The sequence below is a fragment of the Gracilimonas mengyeensis genome (genome assembly GCF_900182705.1).
In the GTDB taxonomy this organism is placed as follows: domain Bacteria; phylum Bacteroidota; class Rhodothermia; order Balneolales; family Balneolaceae; genus Gracilimonas; species Gracilimonas mengyeensis.
Genome location: NZ_FXTP01000020.1, coordinates 65,119 through 76,753, shown reverse-complemented (window position 1 = coordinate 76,753; position 11,635 = coordinate 65,119). Strand labels below are relative to the sequence as shown.

The 11,635-nt window shown below is 44.2% G+C and carries 9 protein-coding genes; 4 read left to right on the top strand and 5 right to left on the bottom strand.

Translation table 11 applies throughout. The annotated features are described in order from the left end of the window. Nucleotides 1-664 precede the first annotated feature (664 nt). Together FN815_RS17890 and FN815_RS17885 are read right to left on the bottom strand one after the other, a co-directional pair. Nucleotides 665-1,489: a DUF7847 domain-containing protein gene (locus tag FN815_RS17890; protein ID WP_142456204.1), complete on the bottom strand. Its 825-nt coding sequence runs from the start codon at nucleotides 1,487-1,489 to the stop codon at nucleotides 665-667. Continuing rightward, the gene (locus FN815_RS17885; RefSeq protein WP_142456203.1) at nucleotides 1,486-2,445 is read right to left on the bottom strand and encodes a stage II sporulation protein M; all 960 of its coding nucleotides are present in this window, start codon (nucleotides 2,443-2,445) and stop codon (nucleotides 1,486-1,488) included. The genes FN815_RS17890 and FN815_RS17885 overlap by 4 nt, the downstream gene beginning before the upstream one ends. Nucleotides 2,446-2,594: 149 nt before the next feature. Here FN815_RS17885 and FN815_RS17880 point away from each other — a divergent pair, with 149 nt between their 5' ends. Next, nucleotides 2,595-3,338 (top strand): RDD family protein, encoded by a 744-nt coding sequence (locus FN815_RS17880; protein ID WP_142456202.1) that lies wholly within the window; start codon nucleotides 2,595-2,597, stop codon nucleotides 3,336-3,338. 190 nt (nucleotides 3,339-3,528) lie between these two features. On the opposite strand, the gene FN815_RS17875 is transcribed toward FN815_RS17880, so the two are convergent. Together FN815_RS17875 and FN815_RS17870 are read right to left on the bottom strand one after the other, a co-directional pair. Then, a complete protein-coding gene (locus tag FN815_RS17875) occupies nucleotides 3,529-4,524 on the bottom strand; it encodes a vWA domain-containing protein (protein WP_142456201.1) in 996 nt (331 codons plus the stop codon). Continuing rightward, the gene (locus FN815_RS17870) at nucleotides 4,524-5,453 is read right to left on the bottom strand and encodes a hypothetical protein (RefSeq protein WP_142456200.1); all 930 of its coding nucleotides are present in this window, start codon (nucleotides 5,451-5,453) and stop codon (nucleotides 4,524-4,526) included. The genes FN815_RS17875 and FN815_RS17870 overlap by 1 nt, the downstream gene beginning before the upstream one ends. 213 nt (nucleotides 5,454-5,666) lie before the next feature. Here FN815_RS17870 and FN815_RS17865 point away from each other — a divergent pair, with 213 nt between their 5' ends. Next, nucleotides 5,667-6,956 carry a peptidoglycan DD-metalloendopeptidase family protein gene (locus tag FN815_RS17865; RefSeq protein WP_142456199.1) on the top strand — a complete coding sequence of 430 codons (1,290 nt, stop codon included), beginning with the start codon at nucleotides 5,667-5,669 and terminating at the stop codon, nucleotides 6,954-6,956. Nucleotides 6,957-7,187: 231 nt separating this feature from the next. Here FN815_RS17865 and FN815_RS17860 read toward each other — a convergent pair whose 3' ends face one another. Beyond that, entirely contained in the window at nucleotides 7,188-8,063 is an 876-nt protein-coding gene (locus FN815_RS17860; protein ID WP_142456198.1) for a DUF58 domain-containing protein, read from the bottom strand. A 219-nt stretch (nucleotides 8,064-8,282) separates the two neighbouring features. Between FN815_RS17860 and FN815_RS17855 the strand changes: the two genes are divergently transcribed. After that, nucleotides 8,283-8,765, top strand: coding sequence for a DUF11 domain-containing protein (locus tag FN815_RS17855; RefSeq protein ID WP_142456197.1), 483 nt, complete (start codon nucleotides 8,283-8,285; stop codon nucleotides 8,763-8,765). 123 nt (nucleotides 8,766-8,888) lie between these two features. Next, entirely contained in the window at nucleotides 8,889-11,591 is a 2,703-nt protein-coding gene (locus tag FN815_RS17850; RefSeq protein WP_142456196.1) for a beta strand repeat-containing protein, read from the top strand. Nucleotides 11,592-11,635 lie beyond the last annotated feature (44 nt).

Genomic DNA, 11,635 nt, shown 5'->3' with positions numbered 1-11,635 from the left:
GCTACCGGACTCCAACACAAATTGAACAACTACTAACAAAGAACATAGCGGCTTGACTACCCTAACTCTCTGTCCTCTTTTTTGTTGCAATTCCAAAACTATGTCTGAAATTATCTAAAGTGCTTATCGTCGTTCTATAAGCATCATGCTTGAAAGAAGGAGGACTCTGGTTATGTCAAAATCCAATTTCCGTTCATCAAATTTCCACTACTGATATTCGGGCGAAAATTGTTTGTTGGGTGATCGGCTTTTTTACCAATAGGTAGCCCCTAACGGGGCAATATTGGATTACTAAAAGTGCTCCGTAGGAGCAAAATGTTGGTAGTCTTTCTGTGAGATCTTTTAAGTCTGCGACTTAAAAGCCCAAGTGAATGATGGGTTGATATGGCAGGATGCTAAAACCCTACAAGTCTTTGACTTGCCTGCCGCTCCGGAATGTTGCCATGATGTTAAGCTAATGAATGAACCTGTATCCCTGGCCCCATCTTACTCACCCCTCCCCTAATAACTCGGGGCCGCCCAAGCGGGGAAACTCTTTGGAATGATTAAAATCAGATTAATGAAAGTGTCCGTGGAGAGAATCTATTATAAACTACCAAAGCGTTTTTCCTCGTTCCACAAGCTACGCATGGAGATGAGCAAGGCGATAATGTTCAATTCCAGATTACCCCAATTCCTCAATTTGTTCATGGAGCCCACGTCCTTCCTTGCGTTCTACCAGGTTAAAATAGTGCAGGGCAGAGGCAATGATCAGTATGACGGTAAATAAAGAGCCTATCACAATAAAGAAACCGTACATCAGGCTGATACCGCTGCTCAGCACGGATGAAGTGTCGGCCCCGGAGGACGACACAAAAGTGATTAAAATGGAAACAGGGACGGTGGCTACATAACTCATGAAGGTGGTAACGATGTACATCACCAGGTACACGGCAAAGGTGGACCACCAATGGCCGGTGGTGAGTTTCCAGGAGCGGCCAAAAGCATCCAGCGGATTTCGGTCTTCAATTACAGTGATAGCAGGCGAGAGGAAAGCCTTAATGCCGATGTAAATGCCGGGGATGATGAAGAACATCAAACCAAAACCAATGGCGAAAATCAGCATCACGTAGAGTGCAAAAAGGTAGAAAAAATGCCGCCCGAAGTCTTCCATGATATCGGAAATGGTAATTTCACGGGTGTATTGGGCAAGTTGTACATGCTTTAGTGTTACAGCAAACAGAGCTACCGAAGAAAATGCCAGCAGCAACATTCCAGCCATAAAGCGGAAGCCGGGCATAGCATCACTCAACAACTCGGGGGATTGTAACAGGGAAGAGATAAAACCGGAGTAGCTTTCCCCCACTAAAGCACCTGCAATCAAATAAAAGGGCAGTACAATGAATAAAAGGGCTTTGCCCAAACTTTTATAATGGATGCGGAGATATACAAAGGAATCGGTGAGGATGGTGCTGATGTCGCGATATTTCTGCAGACTAAATTCTTTCATGAATACGAAGTGGGTGTAAGTTTTCGGGGAAGTAGCACAAAATAATACAGGATGAAGCCAAAAGAAGCGAAAATAATGAACAAGCTCAACCACAGGGGCATTTGGGTGTAGCGGGTCACGAACGATTCCAGCAGTCCGGCCGCGATAAAAACCGGCACCAGCCCGATAATCATTTTCAGGCCCTCTTTACCGGCGCGGATAAAAGAGTGAAGCCGCGAATAGGTGCCGGGAAATAATATGCCGTTTCCAATTACAAAACCGGCTGCACCCGCTATCACAATAGCGGAAAGTTCGAGGGAGCCGTGGATAAAAATCACCCGAAGAGCCTCGCCCAACAATTCGTATTTACCGAAAAAACTTATGAAAGCGCCCACCATGATTCCATTGTTAAGCAATATCATACCCGTGCCAAGGGGCGTTAGTAAGCCCATCACAAAAGCAAAAAAGGAAACCCGTACGTTGTTTATAGTGATGGCAAAAAACATATCCAGTTCTTCGGCTTTCTTATATACTGCGAGCGGATCACCCTGCTCCATATTGCTGAGGGTCATATTTACGTAGTTATCACCCATCATGTAGCGGACAAAGGTTGGGTCCTGCACTGATGATAACACACCGATGCTAATAGCTACCATAAAAACAATGAAGCTATAGAGCAGTTCTTTTTGCTTACGGGCAAAAAGCTGGGGTAACTCCTGGGACCAAAATGTGATAAGCCGGCTGGTTTCCTCTTTTTTGGTGCGATAGATTTCGTTGTGTACCTCTACCGAAAGCTGGTTTAAGTATTTTTCAGTTTTACTGCTGGGATAATTGGCCTGGGCATAAGCGAGATCAGCATTCAGCTCCATGTATAGCTCTGCCAGTTTATCGGGATCATCCGGGGAGTCCTCGTGAAGCAAGTGCTCAAACTCTTTCCATTTGTCCGCATTCTTGCGTAGAAAAGCCACTTCTCTCATTGGGATGAATCTACTTTCGTTTTTAGCGACAGGAACATAACTTCATGCTTAATGTAATATGCAGCGGGCAAGATAATAAATCATAGCACCAACAATCATCTGCAAAGAATAAGAACGGCAATTGGTGTATCCAAAATCTAAAGAATGATATGGTAGGAGTAGAAACCAGCCAACATGTACAATTAAGTTATGAGCCTGCGGGTGTGGGCGATCGTGTACTTGCCTATTTGCTGGATGGGTTTTTTATGGGCGTTTATTTTTTTGTGGTCTTTTGGATTTGGGGATACTGGTACAGTTTGGGTTCAGATCCGGCTGATCTCAGCCTTTCATGGGTGTTCTATGTGGTGATTGTTTTGCCACTCATGCTCTATCACTTAGTGAGCGAAGTGTTGTGGAAGGGATATAGCCCTGGTAAAAAAATTGTGGGCATTCGCGTGGTTAAAGTCGATGGTTCCCGGGCTGATCTAAGTGGTTACCTGATTCGCTGGTTGTTCCGGCTGGTTGAGATTTCGATGACCAGTGGGGTAATTGCTTTTGTGGCTGTGATCATGAACGGCAAGGGGCAGCGCCTCGGGGATATGGTGGGAAAAACCTGCGTAATTAAGGAGCGCAAAAAGGCGAAGTTGGAGGATACCCTGTTTAAGGATGTTTCGGAAGGATATGAACCGGTTTTCCCTCAGGTAACAGAACTTAATGATAAAGACATTCGCGTAATACAGGATGTGCTGGATGCCCGCTCTCACTACGAATATGATACGTGGTTTAAAATGCTGAAGCGTACCCGGCAGAAACTGGAAGCGCGATTAGGTGTTCAGGATCACGGAATGCGTACGGATGTGTTTTTGGAGACGATTATCAAGGATTATAACGCTATCCACGGAAGTGTGAAATGAGTTTTTAGTTTTGAGGTGTTAGGTTTTAGTGGCAAGTGGCAAGTGGCAAGTGGCAAGTGGCAAGTGGCAAGTGGCAAGTGGCAAGTGGCAAGTGGCAAGTGGCAAGTGGCAAGTGGCAAGTGGCAAAGTGTTAGTTTTGGTCTTTTCCTGAAATAGGGTATCTAAAAACTGTATTAATAATAAGTGCCACTTAAACTTCTTCCGGGCCGCGCAGGTAGAGTTTATTGATGGCAAGGCTCAGGAAAATAAGCACAAATGAGCCGGCCAGAAATTTCATGTATAAATCCTCGTAATCGGTATAGATGAGTTCTTCTACTTCTGAACGCTCCAGTTCATCGATTTCATCATAGATACCTTCCAGCTCGTCCGTGTCTGTGGCACGGAAGTACTTACCGCCTGTCAGTTCAGCTACACTGGTCAGCATCTCCTCGTCAATGTCTACTTGTATATTTTGATATCGTCGTCCAAAAATAGGGTCTTGAACCGGGTAGGGGGCCGTGCCACGTGTTCCGGCACCAATGGTATAAATCTTGATATCGTAGGTGAGTGCCAGGTCGGCGGCGGTTACCGGGTCAATTTCACCGGCGTTATTTTGTCCGTCGGTAAGCAGTATGATTACTTTGCTTTCGGCCGGACTTTCCTTCAGCCGGTTTACGGCGGTAGCAAGTCCCATCCCGATAGCGGTACCGTCTTCAATCACGCCCATTTCCAGGTCGTCAATCAGGTTTTTGAGCAGCCGGTAATCCAGAGTAGGAGGAACCACGGTAAAACTCTTCATCGCAAAAGTGACCAGCCCTATTCTATCAGATTCCCGCATATCCACAAAATCCTTGGCAACTTGCCGGGCAGCTTCAAAACGGTTGGGCTTGAGGTCCTCAGCTCGCATGGAGGTCGACATATCCATCACCAAAACGATATCAATTCCCTCCGCATTGCGCTCAACAGTGGTAAGGCGTTCCTGGGGGCGGGCAAGCGCTACAATGAGTAAGGCAATGCCTGCCCAGAGCAAGGCAGCGGTGAGCCAGTGTAAATGGGCTTTCCAGTTGCCGGGCAGATTATCCAGCAGGTTGAGAGAAGAGAAAGCAATCGTGGCTCTTTTCTTTGCAAAAAACCGGTATAAGTATATGCCGATGAGTACAGGTAATATCAGCAGCGCCCAGAACCATTGTGGATTAGAAAATTCCATTAGTTTTCCTCCTCTTCACTTTGGCTGGCCAGAAATCGTTCTTTCTTGAGATCATATTCTCGTCTCAGTCTGCGAATTTTAGTTCGATCTGATTCTTTGGCACGCTCCAGAAATTCCAGTGCATAGTCGTATGTTTTCCAGGCGTCATCTAAAGTTGGGGTAAATTTAGCGAATTTAACCAGGTCGGCCTGACGTAGCACCTTGCGGGTGGCTTCAGCCAATGTTTGATCCACATCATACACATCCAGATAACGAAGCAGCTCACCCGATGTAGATTCCAGGGCAGGAATATTATACAGCTCCTCGTAGTAGGCCCGGATGGCATCACTTATTTCACTATAAAAAGTTTTATAATCTTTGGTCTCAGGTAAATCGGTCTCCCTCTTAAGAGTATGTAATCTTTTTTCGAGCGCATCCAGCGGGTTGTAGAAAGGTTCCAGAACGGGTTCTTTCTTTTCTTCTTTCTCTTTTTCTTCCCTGAAGTAAAACCACCAGACCAAAAAGGCAGCCAATACAGCAGCTGCCAGCACCCAGGGCCATAAAGGAAGTGGAAACTCATAATTTGGTTTCATGGGCTTGAGCGTAGTATCGCCTTCCGCAACTACCGTTTTAAAATATAACAGAACGGGATCGGTATACAGGGTGGTAGAATCCTCTTCAAAAATCAGGGTGACGGGCAGAGGAGGTATCTGAAGATCATCAACCCCAAAATATTGCAGGTTATAAACCAGGCTATCACTGAATTGAGAGCGCCGGTACTGTTCGCGGTCCACAATAGAAACCGTTGGCGGAAAAGCTGTGGTATCGGGGAAAGCTACCTTCTTGTATTCGCGGTCTAATTGAACCAACATCGATAACTCAAAAACTTCACCAGCAGTTATAGAATCGGTGTTTACGCTGGTATGCACGTTTTGTGCGTGCAGTGGCATAACAAGTAAACATGTAACCAATAAGGCGTAAAGCCGTAGAGCGCCGGATCTCAGCGAGATGTTGTTCATGTAAGAGAATATTTTCTTTGGTTTTTAACAGCCTGAAAATATAACAATGAGTTGTAAATATTTTGCAAAACAAAATCCGCTTTACATTTTATGAAAGAAGAGCATTAATTCTTATCATTTCACCGAAATTTAATATAAGAGGACATGGTTAGTAAAAAAGCAGGGATTGCCGTAGGCTACGGTCTGTTTGTTATAGTTTTAATTAGTGCATCAATTCTATTCAGATCCAATGCAAAAGTACCCGACGGCCCCGTTGTAAGTGGCAATGATATTATTGAAATAGAAGAGGATTTTGAACTTGACGATTATGGTTTTGACCGTCTCAAGGCCAATGTAATTGAAGGGCGCGTAAAAAGAAATGAGAGTTTATACCTCATTCTGCGTGATTTGGATGTGAGCCCTCAGCAGATCTACCAGATAAATCAAATATCATCCGATGTATTCCAGAGCAACCGGATCCGTCCTGGCCAGAGATATTTAGCATATACCGATAAAAATTCCGGGGAAGCTCAGCGTCTTATCCTTCATCAAAATGCTCTTGATTATGTAGTGATTGACTGGAAAGAAGGCATTGAAATATCCGCTGGTAACAAGGAACTAACCACACAGGTTAAAGAGGCATCAGGCGTTATTACCTCTTCTTTATATGAAGCCTTGGTAGACAAGGGAGACAACTGGCTGCTGGCCAACCGCCTGAGTGATGTATTTGCCTGGCAGGTAGACTTTTTCCGTTTATATCCCGGTGATAGCTACAAAGTGGTGTACGAAGAGCAGTTTGTGGAAGGTGAATCCTTTGGTATTGGGAAAGTGTTAGCAGCCGAGTTTACCAATGACGGACATACTTTTGACGCTTTCTATTATGAGAATGGAGAACATTCGGGCTATTTTGACAGTGAGGGAAATAGCATTCAGAAAGCATTATTAAAAGCGCCTTTTAAGTTTTCCCAACGTATTAGTTCCGGCTATTCTCCCAATCGTTTTCATCCGGTGTTAAAGCGCAGAATGCCTCATTATGGGGTTGATTATGCGGCCCCTCTTGGCACCCCGGTACTTTCTGTTGGAGACGGTGAAATTATTGAAGCACAGTACAGAGGTGCGAATGGAAATATTGTTAAAGTACGCCATAACGGAACCTACACTACCGCTTATTTACACTTGAATGGTTTTGCCAAAGGCATGAGACCGGGCGTAAGGGTTAAACAGGGAGATGTAATTGGCTATGTGGGCCGAACGGGACGCGTTACAGGTGTTCATCTGGATTACCGAATCTATAAAAACGGTCAGCCCGTAAATCCGCTTAAAGTTGATTTGCCTCCTTCAAAATCTATAGGAGATGAGCAAAAAGTGGACTACGAAAAATTCATTCGGTCTTATCAGGAAAAACTCCGAAGCATGGAAGAGGAAGAAGACCCAATTGCTTCTGCCCAAAACTGAGGCATTTTGTTAATACCAAATCAGGTCAAGATTAGAATAGATGTAGAAATATGTTTAGTAGTCATTCCGCGGCGTACCTGTCCCGACAAAATTGTCGGTGAGGCCCTGAATCTTATTGTTTGCCAGCTATCAATAGTGAGATTCAACGCAACAATTCGATCCCTGCCTTCGCAGGGATGACCTTAAAACCTTCTATTAGCCCGGTTTCACCTATATTATCTCGAATTCGTGTTAATACCGGTTGCCGCGTCTGGTAAAGAAATTCATAAGCGGTTGCACGTACGATTCGTTGGTATGCACCTCAACCCGATCTATCTTCATTTTCAGCATCATTTCATGAATGTAGGCTTTTTGCTCCATTCTTCGCTTTTGGTAGGCTTTTCTAACTTTCTTGCTGGAAGTATCAACCCTCTTTTCTGCTCCAGTTTCAGCATCCCTGATGGTCACTAATCCCATGTTGGGCAGTTCATCTTCCAGCGGGTCGCTAATAATGATATTGACCAAGTCGTGCTTTTGGTTGGTGATGCGCAGTTGTTTTTCGAAATCAGTATCCATGAAGTCGGATGCAAGCACTACAATGGCGCGGCGGTCCAGTAAGCGGTTGATATAAGAGAGTCCGTCAGCAATGTCAGTACCGGTGCCGGTGGGTTCAGTTGTGTAAAGCTCCCGGATCAGGCGTAGTACGTGGGTGCGACCCTTTTTTGGTGGAACCACCTTTTCGATATGATCACTAAAAATAACCAGCCCTACTTTATCGCTGTTCTTAATAGCACTAAAGGCCAGTACAGCACAGATTTCAATAGCCAAGTCCATCTTGCTTTGATTTTGACTGCCAAAAGTGCCGCTTTGGGAGATGTCGATACAAAGCATTAGTGTTTGTTCACGCTCTTCCTCAAAAATCTTAATAAAAGGATCGCCGGTACGTGCGGTTACATTCCAGTCGATCTGGCGGATATCGTCACCATAAGTGTATGCACGTACTTCCGAGAATTCCATACCCCGACCCTTAAAAGCCGATTGGTATTCTCCTCCAAATAAGGTGTTTACAATCCCTTTAGTCTGGATTTCAAGCTTCCTGATTTTCTTTAATACTTCTTTGGAAATCATAAATCTGTGTGTTTTAGAAGCAGAAGATAATAATTACTTGTTTAAAGATAGGTAAAAACCGGATGCCTTATTTAATGGCGATTGCTCCATAATATTAGACCTAAATCACAATATTATAATGGATTAGAATAAATAAATTAGGAGCTTTTAATGTGTTATTGGGTTGGAGAAGTGGTAGGTTTTTGCCGGCAGGGTATAACATTAATCTTTTAGAACGCAATGATTAGAATTGTTCTTTTTCTTGTGGCATTGCTATGCGCAGTTCCACAACTAGGTTTCAGTCAGGATGGTGTGAGCTCTGAGCTCAATGCATTTCTTATAACTACTAATCAAAATGGAGCTGAGGTTTCAACAGAAGTCACTGAGGTAAGTCCGGGTGATTTAATTGAATACAGGCTCACCTACCAGAATAATCTTCCAAGTGGTATTACCCAGCTAACTCCCGTTTTACCGGTTCCTTCGGGGACAGAATATCAGGAGGGGACCGCAAGTCCTGAGCTATACAGGGCTAGTATTTCCAATCAGGGAGATGATTTCCAGTCTTTACCTCTTATGAGGGAAGTCACCTTGCCAAGCGGGGAAGTTGAATCGCAAGAAGTTCCTGCTGAAGAATATCGACGGCTACAATGGGTGGTTTCTTCGCTTGATGCCGGCGAGTCAGTGACTCTTTCTGCACGGGTACGAGTACTGGAAAACGACTGATTATAACACAGCATTAATCTCTTTTTAAAAATGCCTTAGATGGCAGAGGTGCGTGCTGTAGCCATTCTTTTATTGTGTTTAAACGTAAACTAATAACTAATAACAATAAGCATAGGGATAACTATGACTACTAATCACATACATACCTTAATAAACAAGGCCTTAGGCTTTGTAGGGTTGTTACTGGTTTTGGGGTTGTTTGTAGGTATATCATCTAATGATGCATATGCGCAGCAGGCACCTCCGGCAAATTCTCAAATTGGGAACACAGCCAGTGCAACATATATTGACAGCGGAGGTAACAGCCGAACTGTTACTTCTAACACCGTTGAAACTATCGTTCAGCAAGTAGCCGGTGTATCTATTTCTGCAGGACTCACAAAATCTGTAAGTCCGGGCGGTCAAATCACCTTTACACATACCATTACCAACAACGGTAACGGCAGTGATTCATTTACCTTAGCGGCGAGTGAAGTTAATAATGGTGATTTTGACTACGGATCCATAAGTATTTATCCAGATGCCGATGGAAACGGTACTCCGGATAATTTTACCACTATTTCCACTACACCAAATATTGATGCGGGAGATAGTTACGGGATTGTAATTGTGGCAAATATACCTGCTACAGCTTCAGATGGAGATGAAGAAGACATCGAAGTAACGGCAACCAGTACCTATTCAACCGGTGTTAGTGCTACTACTGATCCGGATAACAAAGCTATTATCGAGGAAGATGCGGTAATTGATGTACAGAAATCTGTAAGTCAGTCTACAGCCAATGTAGGTGATGAACTTACCTATACACTGACATTCAGTAACAATGGTAACTCAGACGGAGTAAATCTTAGAATACAAGATCCTTTACCATCAGGTGTTACTTATAACGCTAATTCCGGACGCTGGAGTAGCTCAGGTACCACGGTATTGGGAGATGCATCAGGAGGCACCGATGATCCTTCTGGAATTGAATATTACTTCAAAGCCGGTAATGGCACGAATCCAGATTCTGTTGTAGCTGTTATCAGTTCGTTAGGAGCAGGTGCTTCTGGTACCATTCAATTCGATGTGACTGTAGATAATGGTACTGAAGGTACTTCCATTGTTAACTATGCTCAGTTTAAACATAGAGACCTGAATAGTTTCACGAATACAAACAATGCAACCGTTACTATTAATGAAAGCTATTCTGTAAAAGTACACGATGATATTACGGATGATGAAGTTACTGAGGGTCCTGTAAACCAGGGAGCCACAGTAAACTTTGTTAACAAGTTTACCAACGATGGTTCTACTACGGATACCTATAATATCACCCTTGCTAATACTAGTAATTATCCTTCCGGAACTACCTTTACTTTGTATAAAGCAAATTCATCTGATCAACCGACCAGTCCATTTACGGATACAAATGGTGACGGTACGGCCGATACGGGACCATTGGCAGCTGGTGAAAGCATAACTGTAATTTTGCAAGTAAACTTGCCTTCCAACGGTACAGGAGACGGACCATTTGAGGTTGATAAAACCCTTACGTCTGTAAACGATGGCAGTGTAACTGCAACCATTACAGATATCCTGGATGGTATTACTGGCTCAAGTGTAGACTTGACGAACTATTCAGATGCCGATGATACCGACCATGCCACCGGTATAGGTCAAGGCCCAGAGGCCACCCCTCAGAATAATGATCCAAGTATTCCTGCCACGAATCCCGGAACCACTGTTGATATTTCGTTGGTAGTTACTAATACCAGTAATATCGACGATAGCTATCAGTTAGCGGTTGATCAATCTGTTTCAGGAACTAGTCTTGGTTCTGCCGGATTGCCGAGTGGATGGTCAGTTACCTTCTATGATGGTAACAGCCAAATCACCTCAACCGGAACTATTGATGCTGGAGACAATAAGGAAATCACCGCTCGTGTTTCTATTCCCGCAGGTGCTGACCCAGTGACCGAGCAGTCTCTTTACTTCCGGGTACTTTCGTCGAGTACAGGTGCTGAGGATATCATCCATAATGCCGTAACGGTGAATACCTACCGTAATGTTTCGCTTACCAGCAACAATACCGGTCAGATTTTCCCTGGTGGTTCTAAAACCTACGCGCACACTATTTCCATTAATAGTAACGTGGATGAGAACGACGGCACCAATTCAGATTTCAAAATTAACCTGAGCAATTCAGGTGGCGCAGGCTTTACCGCTCAGGTGTATTATGATGCCGACGGTGACGGAGCCATTGAGACGGCTGATGGTGATATTCTGATTACTACCGCTTCTGGAGGGCAGGTTGACCTTACTGACCAGGTAGCTGCCGTGACCTCTCTTGGTTATGGTGATCAGGTACGACTGATTGTTAAAGTTACCGCCAACAGCGGGGTAGCTGACGGATCAACCAACACTACTACACTGACCTTGGTTGATGGAGAAGGTAATATTTCTACAAAAACCAATGAAGATATCACAACCGTAGTAGCGGGTCTGCTAACTGTTGAGAAATTTCAATCTTCGGATGGTAACACCTACACCAAGTCTGACTTGAATGTACTGCCTGGCGGCGTTGTGTACTATAAAATAGTAGTATCCAACGATGGTGCCGCTGCCGTTACCAATGTTGTGGTGAATGACAATATCCCATCTTACACCAAATTACAGAACCCCGTTTCCATTACAGAAGATGATGTTACGGAAGATGTAACAGATGACTCTGGCTTAACTACCGGAGATGTGGGAACCATTAGTGTAGGGGTAAGTGAACTGGCTCCCGGTGAGTCGTTCGAATTTACCTTCTCTGTTAAGGTAGATGGGAATGGAGCCCCTTAATTAGTATTAACTCCTTTTCAAACTAACACTTTGAGGAAGAGGCT